At 71.6% G+C, this 19,498-nt stretch carries 17 protein-coding genes; 8 read left to right on the top strand and 9 right to left on the bottom strand.

Annotated features, from left to right (window positions below; translation table 11 throughout):
• The first annotated feature begins 6 nt into the window (after window positions 1–6).
• Together recX and rny are read left to right on the top strand one after the other, a co-directional pair.
• Window positions 7–630: a recombination regulator RecX gene (recX, locus tag IEY86_RS19655; RefSeq protein WP_229698582.1), complete on the top strand. Its 624-nt coding sequence runs from the start codon at window positions 7–9 to the stop codon at window positions 628–630.
• Window positions 631–1,540: 910 nt separating this feature from the next.
• Window positions 1,541–3,037 (top strand): ribonuclease Y, encoded by a 1,497-nt coding sequence (gene rny / locus IEY86_RS19650; RefSeq protein WP_189133060.1) that lies wholly within the window; start codon window positions 1,541–1,543, stop codon window positions 3,035–3,037.
• Between the two features lie 72 nt (window positions 3,038–3,109).
• Here rny and IEY86_RS19645 read toward each other — a convergent pair whose 3' ends face one another.
• The 5 genes from IEY86_RS19645 to IEY86_RS19625 all read right to left on the bottom strand — a co-directional run bounded on the left by IEY86_RS19645 (window position 3,110) and on the right by IEY86_RS19625 (window position 8,641).
• A complete protein-coding gene (locus IEY86_RS19645; protein WP_189133059.1) occupies window positions 3,110–4,885 on the bottom strand; it encodes an FAD-dependent monooxygenase in 1,776 nt (591 codons plus the stop codon).
• Between the two features lie 246 nt (window positions 4,886–5,131).
• Window positions 5,132–6,046 carry an amino acid ABC transporter permease gene (locus IEY86_RS19640; protein ID WP_189133058.1) on the bottom strand — a complete coding sequence of 305 codons (915 nt, stop codon included), beginning with the start codon at window positions 6,044–6,046 and terminating at the stop codon, window positions 5,132–5,134.
• Complete coding sequence (locus IEY86_RS19635; RefSeq protein WP_189133057.1) at window positions 6,043–6,693, bottom strand: amino acid ABC transporter permease; 651 nt, start codon at window positions 6,691–6,693, stop codon at window positions 6,043–6,045. The genes IEY86_RS19640 and IEY86_RS19635 overlap by 4 nt, the downstream gene beginning before the upstream one ends.
• Window positions 6,694–6,841: 148 nt before the next feature.
• Window positions 6,842–7,762, bottom strand: a complete 921-nt coding sequence (locus tag IEY86_RS19630) for a glutamate ABC transporter substrate-binding protein (protein ID WP_189133056.1) — start codon at window positions 7,760–7,762, stop codon at window positions 6,842–6,844.
• A gap of 102 nt (window positions 7,763–7,864) precedes the next feature.
• Window positions 7,865–8,641, bottom strand: a complete 777-nt coding sequence (locus IEY86_RS19625) for an amino acid ABC transporter ATP-binding protein (protein ID WP_189133055.1) — start codon at window positions 8,639–8,641, stop codon at window positions 7,865–7,867.
• A gap of 403 nt (window positions 8,642–9,044) precedes the next feature.
• On the opposite strand from IEY86_RS19625, the gene IEY86_RS19620 reads away from it, so the two are divergent.
• On the top strand, window positions 9,045–9,746 hold the full coding sequence (locus IEY86_RS19620) for a response regulator transcription factor (RefSeq protein WP_189133054.1): 702 nt from the start codon (window positions 9,045–9,047) through the stop codon (window positions 9,744–9,746).
• A 6-nt stretch (window positions 9,747–9,752) separates the two neighbouring features.
• Complete coding sequence (locus IEY86_RS19615) at window positions 9,753–11,183, top strand: sensor histidine kinase (RefSeq protein ID WP_189133053.1); 1,431 nt, start codon at window positions 9,753–9,755, stop codon at window positions 11,181–11,183.
• Between the two features lie 78 nt (window positions 11,184–11,261).
• Here the strand turns inward: IEY86_RS19615 and IEY86_RS19610 are convergent, their stop codons facing one another.
• The gene (locus tag IEY86_RS19610; protein ID WP_189133052.1) at window positions 11,262–13,145 is read right to left on the bottom strand and encodes a bifunctional serine/threonine-protein kinase/glutamate ABC transporter substrate-binding protein; all 1,884 of its coding nucleotides are present in this window, start codon (window positions 13,143–13,145) and stop codon (window positions 11,262–11,264) included.
• Between the two features lie 182 nt (window positions 13,146–13,327).
• Entirely contained in the window at window positions 13,328–14,359 is a 1,032-nt protein-coding gene (locus tag IEY86_RS19605) for a TAXI family TRAP transporter solute-binding subunit (RefSeq protein ID WP_189133051.1), read from the bottom strand.
• Between the two features lie 105 nt (window positions 14,360–14,464).
• Between IEY86_RS19605 and miaB the strand changes: the two genes are divergently transcribed.
• Window positions 14,465–15,982 (top strand): tRNA (N6-isopentenyl adenosine(37)-C2)-methylthiotransferase MiaB, encoded by a 1,518-nt coding sequence (miaB, locus tag IEY86_RS19600; protein ID WP_189133050.1) that lies wholly within the window; start codon window positions 14,465–14,467, stop codon window positions 15,980–15,982.
• A 33-nt stretch (window positions 15,983–16,015) separates the two neighbouring features.
• On the top strand, window positions 16,016–16,729 hold the full coding sequence (locus IEY86_RS19595; protein ID WP_189133049.1) for a class III extradiol dioxygenase subunit B-like domain-containing protein: 714 nt from the start codon (window positions 16,016–16,018) through the stop codon (window positions 16,727–16,729).
• 155 nt (window positions 16,730–16,884) lie between these two features.
• Here the strand turns inward: IEY86_RS19595 and IEY86_RS19590 are convergent, their stop codons facing one another.
• A complete protein-coding gene (locus IEY86_RS19590; RefSeq protein ID WP_189133048.1) occupies window positions 16,885–17,085 on the bottom strand; it encodes an antitoxin in 201 nt (66 codons plus the stop codon).
• The gene (locus IEY86_RS19585; RefSeq protein WP_189133047.1) at window positions 17,085–17,393 is read right to left on the bottom strand and encodes a hypothetical protein; all 309 of its coding nucleotides are present in this window, start codon (window positions 17,391–17,393) and stop codon (window positions 17,085–17,087) included. Before IEY86_RS19585 ends, IEY86_RS19590 begins: the two co-directional genes overlap by 1 nt.
• A 344-nt stretch (window positions 17,394–17,737) precedes the next feature.
• Here IEY86_RS19585 and miaA point away from each other — a divergent pair, with 344 nt between their 5' ends.
• Both miaA and IEY86_RS19575 read left to right on the top strand, forming a co-directional pair.
• Window positions 17,738–18,664: a tRNA (adenosine(37)-N6)-dimethylallyltransferase MiaA gene (gene miaA / locus IEY86_RS19580; protein ID WP_373287056.1), complete on the top strand. Its 927-nt coding sequence runs from the start codon at window positions 17,738–17,740 to the stop codon at window positions 18,662–18,664.
• Between the two features lie 128 nt (window positions 18,665–18,792).
• Window positions 18,793–19,389: a hypothetical protein gene (locus IEY86_RS19575; RefSeq protein ID WP_373287055.1), complete on the top strand. Its 597-nt coding sequence runs from the start codon at window positions 18,793–18,795 to the stop codon at window positions 19,387–19,389.
• The last annotated feature ends 109 nt before the right edge of the window (window positions 19,390–19,498 follow it).

Here is a 19,498-nt window from a genome sequence, read left to right as displayed (position 1 = left end):
GCGGGAGTGCGGGAGGAGACGGGCGCCCTCTCCGGTAGTGGCGGTCCCGGCACCGGGAGCGAGGGGCCGCCGAAACGGGGGCGGAGAGGGCGCCGCAGGACCGACGGGGAGGAGCCGACGCCTCCCCGCGATCCCGAGGAGGCGGCACGCGCGCTGTGCCTGCGCCTGCTGACGGGCACTCCGCGCACTCGTGGGCAACTCGCCGAAGCCATGCGCCGCAGGGACATCCCCGAGGACGTGGCCGAGCATGTCCTGGCCAGATTCGAGGATGTGGGGCTCATCGACGACAGCGCCTTCGCCAACGCCTGGGTCGAGTCCCGGCACCACAGCCGCGGCCTGGCCCGGCGCGCCCTCGCGCGCGAGCTGCGCACGCGGGGAGTGGACGGCGAGCTGGTGGACGAGGCGGTCGGGCAGCTCGACGCCGCACAGGAGGAGGCCACGGCCCGCGAGTTGGTGGAGCGCAAACTCCGCGCGACGCGCGGCCTCGAGCGCGAGAAACGCATCCGCCGCCTCGCCGGATTGCTCGCCCGCAAGGGCTACAGCGAGGGCCTCGCCCTGAGCGTGGTCCGCGCGGCGCTGGAGGAGGAAGGCGAAGACGCGGAGGCGCTGGAGCAGTACCTCCCCGAGTGAACACCCCTGGACGGGTGGCCCGGGGATCCGTTTCACGAGTGACGAGGCCGCCCTCCCCGCGGCGACCCGCGCGGGGTGGCCGGAAGACCTCGCGAGTGTCCCCGAGGCGGATACGGGACGGGCAGATACGAGGGCGGGCAGCTATGAGTGCGGGCAGCGCCGGTCCAGGCGATCCGGGAGATCCGGTCATGAGTGACCCGGACACCTCGCGAGTGTCCCGGAGGCGGATACGGGGACGGGCAGATGCGGGGGCGGGCAGCGCCGGTCCAGGCGATCCGGGAGATCCGGTCACGAGTGACCCGGACACCTCGCGAGTGCCGAGAGACCGGTAGGGGACGGGCAGATGCGGTCCGGGTGACCGGCAGGATCCGCTCGTGAGTGACGAGCAGGCCCATCTCCCCGGTGATCGCCCCACCGGTGCGGGTGGCGCGGACGTGAGGTCCGGGGACCGGAGGTCCCCTCGACGGGCGGGGGGGGGGACCGGGCGGCCCGTGCGCGGGTGACCGAGCGACCCGCTCATGAGTGACCCAGGCCCCTCGGGCCGGGTGCCGTTCGGGGGTTGTCGGTTTTCTTGACCCTGACTCTGCGGCGCCCTAGCCTCACAGTGAGTGAGGGGCAGCCTCGCCGAACACGCAAGGCCGAACACGTCTCCAGCAGTGTCCGGAACAGAAGCCGAGCAGGCCACGACCGACCATTTCCGAACCGCCCTCCCGTCCGGTCCGCCACAGGATCCGGTGCGCCTGCAGTCGGCACCCGGTTCACACGCAGGGGTGGCGTCTTCCCTTTTCGGGTTCACCCGTACGGGTAATCGGTCCTGGTCCTCGCGGTGACGCGGCACCGCGTCCCGTCTGTCCTGCTCCGGTGTCGGCCGAGGGCTGCCGTGGCGCGCGGGAGAACGGGAGTTGGGGCCATGGAGCTCGCGCTGGGGACCGGGTCGGGTCTGTCCATTCTCGCGACCATCGCCGCCGTGCTCATGTGGCGGCTTCGTTCGACGGCCCGTCAGGAGGCCGAGGCCATCAAGGCCGTGGCCCACGAGGACGCCCGCCGGGCCACGGAGGAGGCGGAGGAGGAGATCCGGGCGCTCAAGAACGAGGTGCGTGAGCTGCGCGCCGATCTCGAACGGCGCGAGCAGCGGCTGGCCGACCGCGAGGAGCGCATCGATGCCGAGGCGGACCGGATCCAGCTCGCCAGGCGCGAACTCGCCTCGGCCGAGCGGGTCGTGGAGGCCAAGCGGGCAGAGCTGCGGGACGTGGCGGACGACCGCCGCCGGATCCTGGAGCGCGCCGCCGGGCTGACCGCCGCCGCGGCCAGGGCCGAGCTGGTCAAGACCCTGGAGAACCAGGCCAAGCGCGAGGCCGCCGTGCTGGTCAGGGACATCGAGAACGCCGCCCGTGAGCGCGGGGAGGAGCGGGCCCGCAGGATCGTGGCGTCCGCGATCCAGCGCGTGGCCGGCGAGCAGACCGCCGAGTCCGTCGTCTCCGTGCTCCACCTGCCCAGCGACGACATGAAGGGCCGGATCATCGGCCGTGAGGGGCGCAACATCAGGGCCTTCGAGTCGGTCACCGGGGTGAACCTGATCATCGACGACACCCCCGAGGCCGTCCTGCTGTCCTGCTTCGACCCCGTGCGCCGGGAGGTCGGCCGGCTCACCCTGGACTCCCTGGTCGCCGACGGCCGCATCCACCCCCACCGGATCGAGGAGGTCTACGAGCGCAGCAATGCCGAGGTCGAGCAACTGTGCCAGCGGGCGGCGGAGGAGGCGCTCGTGGATGTCGGGATCACCGATGTGCACCCGGAACTCGTACGGCTGCTGGGCCGCCTGCGCTACCGCACCTCCTACGGCCAGAACGTGCTCGGCCATCTCGTCGAGTCGGCGCACATCGCCGCGATGATCGCCTGCGAACTCGGCCTGGACCCGGCGCCGGTCAAACGCGGCACGATGCTGCACGACATCGGCAAGGCCCTCACTCATGAGGTCGAGGGCAGCCATGCCCATATCGGCGCGGACGTCGCCCGCCGCTACGGCGAGGACGAGGACGTCGTGCACGCCATCGAGGCGCACCACAACGAGGTGGAGGCGCGCACCGTCGAGGCCGTGCTGACCCAGGCCGCCGACGCCATCTCAGGAGGGCGGCCCGGTGCCCGGCGCGAATCGCTGGAGGCGTACGTCAAGCGCCTGGAACGCCTGGAGCGCATCGCCGCCTCCCACGAGGGTGTGGGCAAGGTCTTCGCCATGCAGGCGGGCCGCGAGATCCGGGTGATGGTGCGCCCGGACGAGGTGGACGACCTCCAGGCGCAGGTGATCGCGCGTGATGTGGCCAAGCAGGTCGAGCAGGAGCTGACCTATCCGGGCCAGATCCGGATCACCGTGGTGCGGGAGAGCCGCGCCACGGAGTACGCGCGCTGACGACCCTGCGAGCGCACCGACGCGACTCGAATGCCTGTCCGATAACAGGCCGGGCGGCCCAGGCGCCACCCTTCAGCCGGTACCCACCCGGTCCTGGGACTGCTCCGCCTCGGTCTCCGCCTCCGCTTCCGGCGAGCCGCCCCGCGCCAGTTCGGCGCTCGCGTGCAGCTCCGCCGGACGGAAGCCGTTCATCACCGCCGCCAGATGCCCGTCGGGGCGCACCAGCAGGACGGTGTGGGCCGTCGAGCCCGGATAGGTCTCGGCGACCAGCAGCTCCGCCGGGACGGGCAGGGCGGCGGTGGCCGCGGACAGGGCGGGCATCAGTCCGGCGGACAGCCAGTGCCTGCTGTCCCACACCCCCGTCCCCGGTGCCACCAGCACGACCAGCAGATCGCGCCCGAGCCGCTCCCGCAGCCGGGTGCGGGAACCGTCGAGCGCGGTGACCGGCACATCGTCGACCTGCCCGCCCACCGGAGTGTCGGTGGTGGCCGAGGACGAGGGGGCCGAGAGCCTGGAGCGGCGGTAGACCGACGGGCCGCCGAGCAGCCCCGTCCCCACATTCCCGTCGCTCAGCAGGGAGCCGTGCTTGCGCGCCGGCCCCGACAGCAGGGAGCGGCGCGCCGACCGCAGCGCCCCCGAGGAGCGCAGCAGCGGCAGCGCCTGGTCGGCGGCCCGCAGCCGGGCGCCGACCGCGCCGCGCCGCTCGGCCTGGTAGCTGTCGAGCAGGGTGTCCGAGGCGTGGCGGTGCCAGGCGGCGGCGAGCTTCCAGGCGAGGTTGTCGACGTCGCGAAGGCCCTCGTCGACGGACTGCACACCCAGCGCCCCGAGCTGGTGCGCCGCGTCCCCGGCCAGGAACGCCCGTCCGACGCGCCATCGCTGCGCCAGCCGCTGGTGCACCCCGTACTCGGCGGAGGCGAGCAGATCGTACCGGGGGACGCTCCCGCACCAGCCGGCGAGTGTGTCGCGGATCTTGGTGATCAGCGCGTCCGGGGTCAGCAGGTCGCCGTGAGAGGCCATCGCCGCCGTGCTGGAGACGGGAGGCAGCCGCCAGTCGACGCGCCACACCCCGTCCGGCAGCGGGCGGGCGGTCACCTCGCTGTCACCGCGCCACGGCGGCTCCCAGTGCAGCAGCGCCTCGCCCGGGAAGGGGAGTTCGGCCCGGACGGTGGCGACGGCGTAGCGGTCCACCGCGGTGCGGCCGGGGAAGCGGACGCCGAGGAGCTTGCGGACGATGGACCGCGTTCCGTCGCAGCCGACGAGGTGGCTGCCCCGCCACCAGGTGGTCGCGTCGCCGCGGGTGTGCACGGTCACCCCGTCGTCGTCCTGTTCGACGGCGTCGACGTGGGAGCCGGTGGCCAGCTGGATGAGTCCGGAGGCGGCGGCCGCGTCGGCGAGTCCGCGCAGGAGGAGGTTCTGCCGCAGATGCAGCGGGGAGGGCTGACGGCCCATCACCCCGTCGGCGTAGCCGTCGTCCTGGCCGGCGGCGGGGCGGTATCCGGCAGCCGGGCGAGGCCCGGTGGGGCGGGCCCCGTCGGCGGGGCGCGGCCCGGGAGCGATCCCCTCGTGGTCGCCGAAGCGGTCACCGCCGCCGAACTCCACCCGCAGGAGTTCCCGCCGCCGCCGCATCGTGCGCCACACGGTCCATGACGCCCCGTCGGAGCAAGCGCTCTTGTAGCCGAGCCGGGTCAGCAGGGCCGCGGTGTCGGGGCGCAGCACCACCGTGCGGGGGTTCTCGCGTGGCCGCCCCTCGCCCTGCTCGATCACCACGCTCGGCACGTCCTGCCGGGCGAGGGCGAGCGCCAGGGCCAGGCCGACGGGCCCCCCGCCGACCACGATCACAGGGTCCACGCGGCCACCCCTGCTCGCGTGGAGTCCGCTCGCGTCATGGACCCGACGGGCGTCCGAGCCCGCGTGAGGGCCCAGGGCGGCTTGCCTGGGCGCGTACCTGCCCGACCTTCGATCACAAACCGTATGCAACCCACTGCGGCTTGCCGCGTCAAGCCGGGGCGGACGCGTGGGCGCGCGCCGGAGCGGACACACGTGCGCCCCGCCGGCCGTTCGGGCCGCCGGGGCGCATGTGCGAAGGAGCCCGGGTCAGAGGGCCTTCGGGTCTTCCGGCCGCCCGTCGCGCGGCTCGAACTCGACGGTGTGCCCCGGGTCGGCCATCAGGGTCGCGGGGGTGTCGAGCGGGGGAGGGGTGCCCTTCTTGCTGCGGCGGGTGCGCCGCTCGATCCAGGTGGCCAGCGAGGAGAGCGTCAGGCACATCACGATGTAGATCGAGCCGAAGACGATCACCATCGGGATGAAGGCGTAGACACCGCCGACCGGAGGGGTCTGCTCGGCGAACGACTTGCCCACGAAGAGCAGTTCGTGGAAGAGGATGATGAAGCCGAGCGAGGTGTCCTTGAGCGTCACCACGAGCTGGCTGATGATCGACGGCAGCATGGAGCGGACGGCCTGCGGGATCAGGACGTGCACCATGAGCTGCGTCTTGCGCAGCCCGATCGCGTACCCGGCCTCGCTCTGGCCCTTGGAGACGGCCTTGATGCCCGCCCTGAAGATCTCCGCCTGGACCGAGCCGTTGTAGAGGGTCAGCCCGATCACCACGGCCCACATGGGGCTGGTGGTGAAGATCGCGTAGTACAGCAGGAAGATCATGATCAGCAGCGGCATGGCGCGGAAGAACTCCACGACCAGCGAGGAGACCACCCGTACGGGCCGGTGGTCCGACAGCCGCCCCGAGGCCAGGACCGCTCCGAGGGCGAGTGAGAACAGCGCCGCCAGAGCGAAGGTCTTCAAGGTCGTCAGGAGGCCGTCGACGATGCGCTGCTGGGTGTTGGAGTACTCGTAGTCGTCCCACAGCCCGGCCTGGAACTGGCCGGTGTCGTTGAACTTGTAGACCACGAAGGCGAGCAGCGCGGCGATGCCGATGACGGAGACGACGCCGTAGACGCGGAAGCGCAGCCGGGTCCTGGGGCCTGGGACGTCGTACAGGACGCTGGAACTCATCGGGGCACCGCCAGCTTGTGCTCCAGCAGCCGGAACAGGCCGCTGACCGCGAAGGTGATGATCAGGTAGCACAGCGCGATCCAGAAGAAGATCACGTAGATGTTGTAGCCCGCCGCCGAGTTGAGGGTCTTCATCACCGAGCCGAGCTCGACCACGTTGAACCCGGAGGCGATGGCCGAGTTCTTGGCGAGCGCGATGATCAGGCTGCCGATGGGCGGGATGGCCGTGCGCACGGCCTGCGGGAGGACGACGTTGCCCAGCGTCTGGGTGAAGGTCATCCCGACGCTGCGCGCCGCCTCGGCCTGGCCGACCGGCACCGTGTTGATGCCCGAGCGGACGGCCTCGCAGATGAACGCCGAGGTGTAGCAGCCCAGCGCCATGACGGCGAGCCAGAACGAGTCCCAGCCCTTGAGGCCGAGCGCGGGAAGTCCGAGGGTGACGACGAGGAAGAGCAGCACCAGCGGGGTGTTGCGCAGCAGGGTCACCCAGGTGGCCCCGAAGATCCGCAGCGCGGGGACCGGAGAGACGCGGAACGCTGCTATGAGCGTGCCCAGCACGAGGGCGAGCAGCGTACTGAGTCCCGTCAGTTCGACGGTCCCCCAGAACCCCTCGCGGAATGCCGCGAAGTTGTCCAGCAGTACGTTCAAGTCAAGTCTCCGAGGTTGCGCGTGGCGGCGAGGTCCGGGTGGTGCGGGCCGTGCGAGGCCGGGTGGTGCGGGCGGGGAGGGGACTGCCCCGCCCGCACCACCGTCGGCGCTCGCGACCGGTCAGGCGCCGGTCACGGCCGACGTCCCGTCAGTAGCGGACGATCTGCGGCGGCGTCGGGGCGGCCGCGCCGGACAGGCCCAGGGTGGCGTCGTAGGCCTTCTTCCAGTCGCCGCTCTTCTCGTGGGCCTCGAGCGCCTTGTTGACCGCCTCGCGCAGGACCTTGTCGCCCTTCTTCAGGCCGACGCCGTAGGGCTCCTCGGAGAACGGGTTGCCGACGACCTTGAGAGCGCCGGCGTTCTGGGCGGCGTAGCCCTTGAGGATCGCGTCGTCGGTGGTGACGGCGTCGACGGTGCCATTGACGAGGTCCTGCACGCACAGCTGGTAGCCCTGCTGCGCCTTGGCCTCCTTGACGCCGTACTTCTTGTCCTTGATGCGCTCCAGGGAGGTGGAGCCGGTGGCCGAGCAGACCTTCTTGCCCTTGAGGTCCTCGGGGCCCTTGGCGGAGCTGTCCTTCTTGACCAGGAGGTCCTGGCCGGCGACGTAGTACGGGCCGCCGAAGTCGATCTGCTTCTTGCGCTCGTCGTTGATGGTGTACGTGCCCACGTACAGGTCGACGCCGCCGCTGGAGATCTGGGTCTCGCGGGCCTCGGAGGGGACCGTCTTGAAGACGATGTGGTCCTTGTCGAAGCCCAGGTCCGCCGCGATCATCCTGGCGATCTCGATGTCGAAGCCGGTGCGCTCCTTGGTGCCGGGGTTCTCGAAGCCGAGGCCGGGCTGGTCGGCCTTGGTGCCGATCGTGATCTTCTTGCCCTTGATCTTCTCCCAGACGGGCGAGCCCTTGAGGTCGGCGGCCGTGTTCACCTTGTAGGCGGGCGCCTTGGGGGCGTTGCTGCCGCCGGGCTTCTTGGAGCTGCCCGCGTCGTCCGGGCTGCCTTCCTTGCCGCACGCGGCGGTGGCCAGGAGGGTGAGGGCCGCACAGGCGACGAGGGCGGTCTTCTGGAGCTTCATGACACTTCCTTGCGGTTCGCCGCCCTCACGGGCGGTCATTGAGGCGCTTCGGAGGGTGAACGGTAGTGAAGGCTTGAGGGTGCTGGCGCGCTCAGTGGTGATTCAGTGATGGAGGATCTTCGACAGGAAGTCCTTCGCACGGTCGCTCTTCGGCGCCGTGAAGAACTGGTCGGGCCTGGCCTGCTCGACGATCCGCCCGTCGGCCATGAACAGCACGCGGTTGGCGGCGGAGCGGGCGAAACCCATCTCATGGGTGACCACGACCATGGTCATTCCGTCGCGTGCCAACTGCTGCATGACCTCGAGCACTTCATTGATCATCTCGGGGTCGAGCGCGGACGTCGGCTCGTCGAAGAGCATGACCTTCGGGTCCATCGCCAGGGCGCGGGCGATGGCGACCCGCTGCTGCTGTCCGCCGGAGAGCTGCGCGGGGTACTTGTCGGCCTGGCTCCCCACGCCCACGCGGTCGAGGAGCTGACGCGCCTTCTCCTCCGCCTTGGCCTTGGCGGCCTTGCGCACCTTGATCTGGCCGAGTGTCACGTTCTCCAGGACGGTCTTGTGCGCGAAGAGGTTGAACGACTGGAAGACCATGCCCACGTCCGCGCGCAGACGGGCCAGTTCACGGCCCTCGGCGGGCAGAGGTTCGCCGTCGATGCGGATGGTGCCGCTGTCCACGGTCTCGAGGCGGTTGATGGTTCGGCAGAGGGTGGACTTGCCCGATCCGGACGGCCCGATGACCACGACGACCTCGCCCCGGGCGATGGTCAGGTCGATGTCCTGGAGCACGTGCAGAGCGCCGAAGTGCTTGTTCACGTTCTCCAGTACGACCAGGTCGTCCCCGCCGGGGGCGGAGTCCTTGGTCACATCAACCTCGCTCATGGACGGGATGCTCCCTCAAAGGTTCGCGGCACCGCGGATCAGCAGCGTGCTTGTGCATGTCATGCGTCGGGCGCTTCGGTTGGCAGAGACCATATGAGCCCCAAACTCGGGCGTCAGTACATCTGAGCGGAAGTTGAGCATAACGATCCGGACACTCAGCGCTACCGCTCATGTGTGGTTTGTGCTCGGCGGGCGCGGGCCGGTGGACGACGGGCGGCAGCGGCGCGGAGCCGCTCATTGGGATAACGTCGGTAGGCGGTCCCGGGGTGCCCCGTACCGGCTGCGTAACAGTCCGCTCAGCTGGGGGGCGTACCGCTTGACTCGGCACCGCGCCATCGGCGTGACTGCTCGCACCCACCGGGATCGACCTGGGAGGAACACGACAGAATCGAGGGGAGCCACCGTGCGACTGCTACTCGTCGAGGACGACGACCACGTCGCCGCCGCCCTCTCCGCGGTCCTCGGCAAGCACGGCTTCCAGGTCACCCACGCCCGCAGCGGCGAGGAGGCACTGCGCGCGCTCCTGCCGGACAGCGGGGAGCCGTTCGGTGTGGTGCTGCTCGACCTCGGCCTGCCCGACCAGGACGGCTTCGAGGTGTGCAGCCGCATCCGCCGCCGTACCGCCGTGCCGGTCATCATGGTCACCGCCAGGGCCGACATCCGCTCCCGGATCCACGGCCTCAACCTCGGCGCCGACGACTACGTGGTCAAGCCCTACGACACCGGGGAGCTGCTGGCCCGCATCCACGCGGTCAGCCGCAGGTCCGAGACCGTGGCGGAGGCCGCGGGCGGCGACGAGCCCGCCGGCTCCGATTCGGCCCTGGGCCCGATCGCCCTGGACCTGTCCACCCGCAGGGTCACCGTGGACGGCAAGGGCGTCGCGCTGACCCGCAAGGAGTTCGACCTGCTGGCGCTGCTCGCCCAGCGCCCCGGCGTCGTCTTCCGCCGCGAGCAGATCATCAGCGAGGTGTGGCGCACGAGCTGGGAGGGGACAGGGCGGACCCTCGAGGTGCATGTGGCGTCGTTGCGCTCCAAGCTCGGCCTGCCGACCCTGATCGAGACCGTGCGCGGGGTCGGATACCGGCTCGTCGTCCCCGAGGTGTGACCGTCGTTGCGCACCCGGCTCCTCGCGATCCTGCTGTCCCTCCTGGCAGGTGTGCTGCTCGCCCTCGGCCTGCCGCTCGCCATCAGCCAGGCGAGGGCGCAGCAGCAGCATGTCGTGGTCGACCGCATCGACGACACCGCCCGCTTCGCCGCGCTCGCCGAGAACCTCACCAGGGACCCCAGGGACGCCAGGGCCATAGCCAGGACCGAGCAGCCCGACCGGAGCCTGACGCTCAAGGCCGAGTTGGCCCGCTACTACGACCTCTACGGCATCAAGGTCGGCGTCTTCGCCCGTGACGGCTCGGTCAACGCCGTCTCCCCGACCAGCTGGATCGTGCCCTGGAACGACCGGGACGTGCAGCGGGCGTTCGACGAGGCCCTGGACGGCAGACGCAGCCACGACCCCCAGCAGGTCTGGCCCTGGCAGGACCACCGCCTCGTCGTGGCCTCGCCGGTGGTGCAGGACGGCGATGTGATCGCGGTGGTGCTCACCGACTCCCCGACGGGCCCCATGCGCTCGCGGATCCTGCACGCGTGGGCGCTCGTCGCGGCGGGGGAGACCGTCGCGATGCTGCTCGCCGTGCTGGGAGCGGTCCGTCTGACCGAGTGGGTGCTGCGGCCGGTGCGGGTGCTGGACCGGGTCACCCATGACATCGCCACCGGGCGTCTGGCCTCCCGTGTCGCCGCGGCCGGCGGCCCACCGGAGCTCCAGCGGCTCGCGGGCTCGTTCAACGAGATGGCCGACAATGTGGAGAGCGTCCTGGAACAGCAGAGGGCCTTCGTCGCCGACGCCTCCCACCAGCTGCGCAACCCGCTCTCGGCGCTCCTGCTGAGGATCGAGGCGCTGGGCATGGAACTGCCCGGGGGCCACGAGGAGGAACTCGACAGCGTCCGCGAGGAGGGCAAGCGGCTCGCACGTGTCCTGGAGGATCTGCTCGGCCTCGCCCTGGCCGAGCACGCCACGCCCGATCTGCACAGCACGGACATCGCGGGCCTGGCCGCGGAAAGGGTCGAGGCCTGGCGTGTGATCGCGGAACGGGACGGCGTGGACCTGCGCTTCGAGGGCCCCTCGGCGGCCACCGGCTGGGCCGATCCGGTGGCCCTGTCCAGCGCCCTGGACGCCGTGGTCGACAACGCCCTGAAGTTCACCCCCGAGGGCGGCCGGGTGCTGGTGAGCGTGGCCCGGCGTGACGGCGCGGTGACGGCCACGGTCGCGGACGAGGGGCCCGGACTGAGCGAGGAGGAACTCGCCCGCGTCGGCGACCGGTTCTGGCGCAGCAACCGGCACCAGAATGTGAACGGCTCGGGCCTCGGCCTGTCCATCGCCCGCACGCTCCTGACCGCGGGCGGCGGCGAGATCTCGTTCGCGGCGAACGCCCCGAGGGGGCTCGTGGTGACGCTCTCACTGCCCCGGGAGGAGCCGACGGACACGTGGTGAGCGCCGCCCGACAAGGGGTTGCCACCGCCGGACCGCGAAGAACGTTCACCCGGCTGGGTGTTCACACGGAGGGCGCCGTCACTGCGCGGCCCCGCACTCGCGGGGCTCCGGCGGCCTCAGATCCCCCAACTGCTCGGGGTCCAGGGGCTTGAGGTTCTTGCGGTAGAAGCGGTCCCAGTCCCCGTTGGCCACTTCCTTCTTGAGCGCGTCGCAGACCGCGCGTTTGAGCGCCGGGTCGTCCTTCGGCAGGCCGATGCCGTAGGCCTCGGTGGTGAACGGGTCGCCCAGCAGGCGCAGATCGCGCGGGTGCTCGCGCCGGTAGCCGGCGAGGATCACATCGTCCGTGCTGACCGCGTCGACCGCGCCCGCGAGCAGGGCCTCGATGCACTTGCCGTACTGGTTGCGCAGCGTCACATTCGGCTTGGGGGAGAGCAGGGGCAACTGGGCCGCCGGGGTTGACTTGTCGACCGTGCAGACCGTCTTGCCGCCCAGGTCCTCCTTGCCGTCTATCGAGGTGTCCTTCTTGCGCACCAGGAAGTCCTGGCCCGCGATGTAGTACGGGCCGGCGAAGTCCACCTGCCTCTTGCGCTCGTCGGTGATGCTGTAGCTGGCCACTATCAGGTCCACCTTGCCCTGGCTCAGCCGGTATTCACGGCTGGCCGTGTTCACCACCTGGAAGTCGACCTGGTCCTCCCGGAAGCCGAGCCGCTTGGCGATGGCGTGGGCGATATCGATGTCGAAGCCCCGGTAGGTGACCTCCTTGTCGTTGACCACCTCGCTCAGGCCCGGCTGGTCGGACTTGACGCCGATCCGCAGCAGGCCGAGCTGCTTGGCCCGCCGGTAGGTGTCGGACTGGTGCAGGGAGGGGGCGGAGTCGCTGCCGAAGACATTCACGGCTACCCAGCCGGTCCCCGCCAGCAGCGCGACGGCCAGGGCGCCGGCGCCCGCGGCCCGGCGGACCCTGCGGGAGGGACGGCCGACCGCCCGCAGCCGGGAGGTCTCCGACCTCGGGGGGTCCGGTGCGGCGGAGGGGTCGTAGAACTGATGGGGGATCGAGTGCGCCGTGGAGGGGGTCTCCTGGGCGACGTGCTGGAGCAACTCCTCGGCCCGCTCGGCGGAGAGCCGTTTCTCCGGATCCTTGACCAGCAGCCCCTCGATCAGCGGGCGCAACGGGCCCGCGTGCACCATCTCCGGGGGCTCCTCCTCGCGCACCGCCTCCAGGACCTCGAACGGAGTCGGCCCGCGGAACGGCGCCCGCCCCTCGACCATCTCGTACAGCGTCACACCCAGGGACCACAGATCGGAGGCGGGAGTCGCCGTCCTCTGCTCCCTGGTCCACGGCACGGCCAGCTCCGGCGGCAGGTACTGCGGTGTGCCCACCGTCTCATGACGGCGTGTCACCTGTGCCGCGCCCTCGAACGTGGCGATGCCGAAGTCCATCAGCACCGCCCGGCCGTCCTTGCGGAAGAGCACATTGTGCGGTTTCACATCGCGGTGCAGCACCCCGGCGGCGTGCACCGCCCGCAATCCGCGCAGCACTTCGAGACCCACACGGGCGGCGCTGGCCACGGGCAGGCGCTCATGGTCGCGCAGAAGATCCGACAGGGAGCGGGGGTTGACCTGCTCCATGACGATCCACACCTGGCCGTCGTCCTCGATGACGTCGTGCACCGCGACCACGTGCTCGTGCCCGATCCTGGCGATCGCCTGTGCCTCGCGCCTGGCCCGCTCCACCCATTGGGCCTGCGTCTCCGGGTCGACCGCGCCGCGGAAGAGCAGCTCCTTGATCGCCACCTGGCGGTTGAGCCGGGTGTCGAGGGCCTCCCAGACGACGCCCATGCCGCCGCGGCCCAACGGGCGTTGCAGCTCGTAGCGGTTGTCGATGAGGGCATGCGGCGACCCCGTCCCCGTACCGGCGTGCCCGCGCGGATCTCCGCCCGGCGTCGGTCCCACGGTTCGCATGCGCAAGCCCCCTGAAGAATTGTAGGGGTTCAGGTTAGGGGGATCAGTGCTGTCTGAACATGACGGCACTGATCCGTAACCTCACCGTGCCCCCGCGCCAACGGCGCTGAATCATATGGGAATGTCCGTTATCGGCAGCCCCGCGGTGGGTGGCGGGACTTCGGATGTGACCTGAGGTGACCTCAGGGCTTGACCGAGCGGTAGTAGCGGCGGGCGCCCTCGTGGAGCGGCAGCGGATCGGTGTAGACGGCGGTGCGCACGTCCACGAGCTGGGCGGCGTGCACCTGGCGGCCGATGGTGTCCCGGCTGTGGATCACGCTGCGGGTCAGCCGCTCGACCAGCGAGGCCTGGACGCGGTCGGTGGTCACGAGGAGGTTGGACACGGCGATCGTCGAGACCGACTTGCCGTAGGGGTAGGCGTTCGGATAGGCGTCACCGGGCATGGTCGCCTGCCGGTAGTAGATGGCGGCGTCGGTCTCCTCCTCGCGCAGGTGCTTCGCCAGCGGGCCGAGCGGCACCAGCCGGATCGGGAGCTCCTTGGCCAGGTCGCTGACCGCGGCCGTCGGCAGCCCTCCGGACCAGAAGAAGGCGTCCAGCTTCCCCTCGCGCAGCAGCCGCGGCGCCCGGTCGATCCCCGCCTTGACCGGGCGGATCGAGTCCTTGCGGCCGAGACCCGCGGCGTGCAGGAGGCGGTTGGCCAGCAGGTACACCCCGGAGCCCTGCGCGCCCACCCCGACGCGCAGCCCCTTGAGGTCCTGCGGCGAGCTGACCGGGGAGTCGTTGGGGACCACGAGCTGCACGTAGTCGTCGTACAGCCGGGCGCAGGCACGCAGCCGCCCGGCCCCCGGCCCGCTGTAGTCGGCCACAGCGTCCGCCGCCGCGATGGTGAAGGTGTCGCGTCCCTGGGCGACCCGTTGGACGTTGTCGACGGAGCCCGCGCTGGGGTGCAGCGTCATGTGCACCCCGGGCAGATCCCGCTCCACTCGCGGCTTGAGGAGGTCGCCGTACTTGGCGTACACGCCCTTGGAGACGCCGGTGGCGAGGGAGATCGTGCCCTTGCGGTAGGGGGTGGCATCGGAGGGGACGAGCCACCAGGCGAGCATTCCCGTGAGCACCAGTCCGACCACGGCCCAGCGCGCGGCCGGCGAGCGCAGCGGGCGGCGCCACGCGCGCCACTGGAGGCGCCGTCGGCTGCCTGATTCGACCTGGGACATGTGCGGCATCCTGCCAGGCCACCCGGCCCACGGAAAGCGCGGACCGGGCGGGGGCCGGAGTCGGGCGGGCGCCGGTTCGCGCACCGCGTACTCTGGTTGATTGAGATGAGTGCCAGAACTTACGCCGTGCGGACATACGGCTGTCAGATGAACGTCCACGACTCCGAGCGCCTGTCCGGTCTTCTGGAGGGCGCGGGGTATGTACGGGCGTCCGCCGAGGACGACGCCGACATCGTGGTGTTCAACACGTGCGCGGTGCGCGAGAACGCCGACAACCGCCTCTACGGCAACCTCGGCCGGCTCGCCCCGGTCAAGGCCGCGCGCCCGGGCATGCAGATCGCCGTCGGCGGCTGCCTGGCGCAGAAGGACCGCGACACGATCGTGAAGCGCGCCCCCTGGGTGGACGTGGTCTTCGGCACCCACAACATCGGCCACCTGCCGACGCTGCTGGAGCGCGCCCGGGTCCAGGACGAGGCCCAGGTGGAGATCCTGGAGTCCCTGGAGACCTTCCCCTCCACGCTGCCGACCCGCCGCGAGTCCGCCTACGCGGCATGGGTGGCGATCTCCGTCGGCTGCAACAACACCTGCACCTTCTGCATCGTCCCGGCGCTGCGCGGCAAGGAGAAGGACCGCCGCCCCGGCGACATCCTCGCGGAGGTGGAGGCACTCGTCGACGAGGGCGTCATCGAGGTGACCCTGCTCGGGCAGAACGTCAACGCGTACGGCTCCGACATCGGCGACCGCGAGGCGTTCTCCAAGCTCCTGCGCGCCTGCGGCCGTGTCGAGGGCCTGGAGCGGGTCCGCTTCACCTCCCCGCACCCCCGCGATTTCACCGACGACGTCATCGCCGCCATGGCCGAGACGCCGAATGTGATGCACCAGTTGCACATGCCGCTGCAGTCCGGCTCCGACGCGGTGTTGAAGGCCATGCGCCGCTCGTACCGCCAGGACCGCTACCTCGGCATCATCGAGAAGGTCCGCGCCGCCATGCCGGACGCGGCCATCTCCACCGACATCATCGTGGGCTTCCCCGGCGAGACCGAGGAGGACTTCGAGCAGACCCTGCACACGGTCCGCGAGGCACGCTTCGCCCAGGCCTTCACCTTCCAGTACTCCAAGCGCCCCGGCACACCGGCGGCCGAGATGGACGGGCAGATCCCCAAGGAGGTCGTGCAGGCCCGCTACGAGCGCCTGGTCGCCCTCCAGGAGGAGATTTCCTGGGAAGAGAACAAGGGGCAGGTCGGCCGCACCCTCGAGGTGCTCGTCGCCGAGGGCGAGGGACGCAAGGACGAGCGCACCCACCGCCTGTCCGGTCGCGCCCCCGACAACCGCCTCGTCCACTTCGACCCGACTGCGCGCGGCCGCGACGGCCTGCCCGCCGGCGACCCCGGCGGCCGGGTCCGTCCGGGCGACATCGTCACCGTCGAGATCACCTACGCGGCCCCGCACCACCTGCTCGCGGAGGGCCCGGCCCACGCCGTGCGCCGCACCCCCGCCGGTGACGCGTGGGAGAGGCGCACCTCGGCCCCCAAGCCGCAGGGGGTGCTGCTCGGACTGCCGTCCGTCGGCGCTCCCGCCCCTTCCCCGTCTCCGGCTTCGGCCTGCGGGCCGTGCATGGACTGACCGCAGGACCGGCCGCACACTAGGGTTCCCATCATGTTGGTCGCCGCCGCCGTCTGCCCAGCCCCGCCGATGCTCGTCCCCGAGGTCGCCGCGGGCGCCGCTCCCGAGCTCGACTCCCTGCGCGAGGCCTGCGCCGAGGCCGTGGAGGGGCTCGCGGCGTCGGGGGCGGAGCGACTCGTCGTCGTGGGTCCCGTCGAGGAGGACGGGAGCGGGATGCACGACCAGGGCGCCGTGGGCTCCTTCCATGCCTTCGGAGTGGACCTCGAGGTGACGCTCGGCCCGCCCATGGAGACCGCGCCCGCCCGCCCGCTGCCCCCTGCGCTGGCCATCGGGGCGTGGCTGCTGCGCGAGAGCGGCTGGTCGGCCGGGCCCTGCCAGGGGCTCGGCGTCGGGGAGCCGTTCGATCCGTCCGAGTGCGTCCGTGTGGGCCATGACCTCGCCGCCGCCAAGGAGCGGCTGGCCCTGCTCGTCATGGGCGACGGCAGCGCCTGCCGGACGGTGAAGGCACCCGGCTACTTCGACGAGCGGGCCGCCGCGTTCGACGGGACGGTCGCCGCCGCGCTGGCCACCGCCGACACCGCGGCCCTGATCGGGCTGGACGCGCGGCTGGCCTCGGAGCTGATGGCGCTCGGGCGCGCTCCCTGGCAGGTCCTCGCGGGGGCGGCCGAGGGGGCGGGGCTCAAGGGGCGCCTGCTGAGGGAAGAGGCGCCCTACGGGGTCGGCTACTTCGTCGCCCTCTGGAGCTGACGGGCGGACCCCGCCCTTGCGGCGGTGCGACGAGCGCTGTGACCGCACGTGCGGCGGCCGTGGCGCGATGTTCGCCGCCACGGCCGCCGCTTCGTGTCTTCTGTTCACCGGTGTGCGTGCCCGGGGCGTATCCGGGGCACTTCGTCCGCGAGGAGTCAGGCGGGCGTGGAGTCGTCCGGGCCCCGCTCGTCGCCGAGGCCGAGCCTGTCCTTGCCCTTGTCGACGCCGGTGTCGATCCGGGAGCCGTACTTCTCCCCCGTCCGCTCGTCGATCATGTCGCCGGCCTTGTCCATGCCCCGCGACGTCTCGTCCTTGTGGCCGCCGAACATCTCCTTGACCTTGTCCATGAAGCCCATTACCCATCTCCTTCGTCGGAGGGCCCGCGGGTGCTCTCACCGGTGGCGTCCGCCCGCGCGGGCGCCTCTGCCCGCGCCGTCCCGTTGCCTCGGTCCGCCGTCCCCGTCCCGGCTCGCTCAGCGGCCTCCTGTGCGGCCTGAGCGGCCGCGGCGACCGCGCTGTCGACGGCTTCTCCCTCGGCGGCACTCTGCTGCCTCGGGATACCGGAGGCGGCCTCCGCAGCCTCGTCACCGGCCGCGACCGGAGCCTCGGCGTCGGGCGCCGCAACCAAGGTGACGGCCCCGGCGGCCTTGGTCGGCTCAGTCAACTGACGGCGCCGAAACCAGTCCAAAACACCCATATCTCCTCCAGATCGTACGCTCGGTGATGGAAATCCGCGCTGTGTGCGGCCCAGGGCCACGGTCCCGGAACGGGGCCCCGCACAGAACGGGAGACTCCGAGGAACGGAGCCCGCCTTCGGGGACACCGCGGACGGGGACACCGAGGACGGGGACGCCGCGGACCGGAAGCCCCCCAACGGGCAACGACGGCCCGCCCGGCCCGTCACGTCGCTCGTTCGGTTCCGGACCCGCGCGGGGTTGCCGGGGCCGCGGCCGCCGGGCGCGAGCGGCGCGCGACCGGAGGGGTCCGCGCATTTGGGAGACTGGGTTGGTGAGCAGCGCAACCCTCCCTCGTGTCATCGCGGTCGTCGGGCCGACCGCGGCAGGCAAGTCCGACCTCGGCGTGGCCCTGGCGCAGGAGCTGAACGGGGAGGTGGTCAACGCGGACTCCATGCAGCTGTACCGCGGCATGGACATCGGCACCGCGAAACTGAACGACGAGGAGCGCCGCGGCGTGGCGCACCACCTGCTCGACATCTGGGACGTCACCGAGACCGCCAGCGTCGCCGAGTACCAGCGCCTGGCGAGGGTCGAGATCGACCGCCTGCTGGAGGCCGGGCGCACACCGATCCTGGTGGGCGGCTCCGGGCTCTACGTGCGCGGGGCCATCGACGCCCTGGAGTTCCCCGGCACCGACCCTGACGTGCGCGCCCGTCTCGAGGCGGAGCTGGAGGAGGGCGGCTCCGGCGCGCTGCACGCTCGCCTGGCCACCGTGGACCCCGAGGCCGCCAGGGCGATCCTGCCCAGCAACGGCCGCCGGGTGGTGCGCGCCCTGGAGGTCGTGGAGATCACCGGCCGCCCGTTCACGGCGAACCTGCCCGGCCACACCTACGTCTACGACGCCGTCCAGATCGGGGTGGACGTGCCCCGGCCTGAGTTGGACGAGCGCATCACCCTGCGGGTGGACCGCATGTGGGAGGCGGGCCTGGTCGGCGAGGTGCGGGCGCTGGAGCGGGTCGGACTGCGGGCCGGGCGCACCGCCTCGCGGGCGCTGGGCTACCAGCAGGTGCTGGCCCAGTTGGCGGGGGAGTGCTCGCAGGAGGAGGCGCGGGCGGAGACGGTCCGCGCGACGAAGCGGTTCGCCCGCCGCCAGGACTCCTGGTTCCGCCGGGATCCCAGGGTGCACTGGCTGGGGGCCCGTGGGGCGGAACTGTGTGAGCAAGCCATGAAGTTGGTCGAACAGGCGGTCACAGCCTGATCACGTGATGGCCACGGGACGTTCTGCGGCGGCTGCGCGACACCGGAGGCGTGCCATCATCAACTCGGCGAGACGGCCCTTGCGGGGCGCCGCCGGTTCAGCTACGGATGTCGAGGTCGGGAGGGCGCGTGGCAATGGAGGCCGGCCCTCGCGACAGACCGCACGACGGTGAACCGGGACCGTGCGCGATCGAGCCCTCCAGGGACTCCTCTCCGCTGGAAACAGGGCTCGACCCGGTCCTGGAACCAGTCCTCGAGCCGGTACTCGACGAGCCGGTACCCGACCCGGTCCTGGAACCGGGCCTGGAACCGGTCCTCGAGCCGGGCCCGTACGCCGGGCCGGGCGCCGATCCCCTCTCCGCGGACGGCCCCCTCGACGATGTGCCCGGCCCCGACGAGCACGAACTGCGCCCCCAGCGGCGGCTGCGCATCTGGCAGCTCGCGCCGATCGTCGCGCTCGGGGTGCTCGGTTCGCTGATGTTCGCCTTTCCGCTCGCCTTCGAATTCGGTGACGGGGGCGCGGTCGTGGCGATGCTGGGACTGCTCACCAGCGCCGCCACTGCGGGCTGGGGGATCATGGCCGGACGCCGGGTCGGCCATGTCTGGCCCGGACTTCCCGTCCGCGGGTCCGGGGACCGGCCGGACTGGCGCTACATCGTGGGCTACGCCCTGCTCAGCGTGCTGATCGGAGTGCTCGCCATCTGGCGGGTGGCCCGTCTGCGCTGAGTGGCCCCCTCTGAGGTGAGCGGCCCAATCTGAGGTGAGCGGCCCCTCTGTGCGGCGTGGCGGGGCTGCGCCGGGCGGCGGGGCTGTGCCGAGAGGGTGGGCCGAGTGT

It is taken from the genome of Wenjunlia tyrosinilytica (assembly GCF_014646055.1).
Lineage (GTDB): Bacteria > Actinomycetota > Actinomycetes > Streptomycetales > Streptomycetaceae > Wenjunlia > Wenjunlia tyrosinilytica.
This window is presented reverse-complemented; position numbering and strand designations above follow the sequence as displayed.

Coding starts and splice junctions, on each gene's coding strand:
- rny (WP_189133060.1), top strand. CDS start 1,541: ATGGAGCTCGCGCTGGGGACCGGGTCGGGTCTGTCCATTCTCGCGACC.
- IEY86_RS19640 (WP_189133058.1), bottom strand. CDS start 6,046: ATGAGTTCCAGCGTCCTGTACGACGTCCCAGGCCCCAGGACCCGGCTG.
- IEY86_RS19630 (WP_189133056.1), bottom strand. CDS start 7,762: ATGAAGCTCCAGAAGACCGCCCTCGTCGCCTGTGCGGCCCTCACCCTC.
- IEY86_RS19625 (WP_189133055.1), bottom strand. CDS start 8,641: ATGAGCGAGGTTGATGTGACCAAGGACTCCGCCCCCGGCGGGGACGAC.
- IEY86_RS19610 (WP_189133052.1), bottom strand. CDS start 13,145: ATGCGAACCGTGGGACCGACGCCGGGCGGAGATCCGCGCGGGCACGCC.
- IEY86_RS19605 (WP_189133051.1), bottom strand. CDS start 14,359: ATGTCCCAGGTCGAATCAGGCAGCCGACGGCGCCTCCAGTGGCGCGCG.
- miaB (WP_189133050.1), top strand. CDS start 14,465: ATGAGTGCCAGAACTTACGCCGTGCGGACATACGGCTGTCAGATGAAC.
- IEY86_RS19595 (WP_189133049.1), top strand. CDS start 16,016: ATGTTGGTCGCCGCCGCCGTCTGCCCAGCCCCGCCGATGCTCGTCCCC.
- IEY86_RS19590 (WP_189133048.1), bottom strand. CDS start 17,085: ATGGGCTTCATGGACAAGGTCAAGGAGATGTTCGGCGGCCACAAGGAC.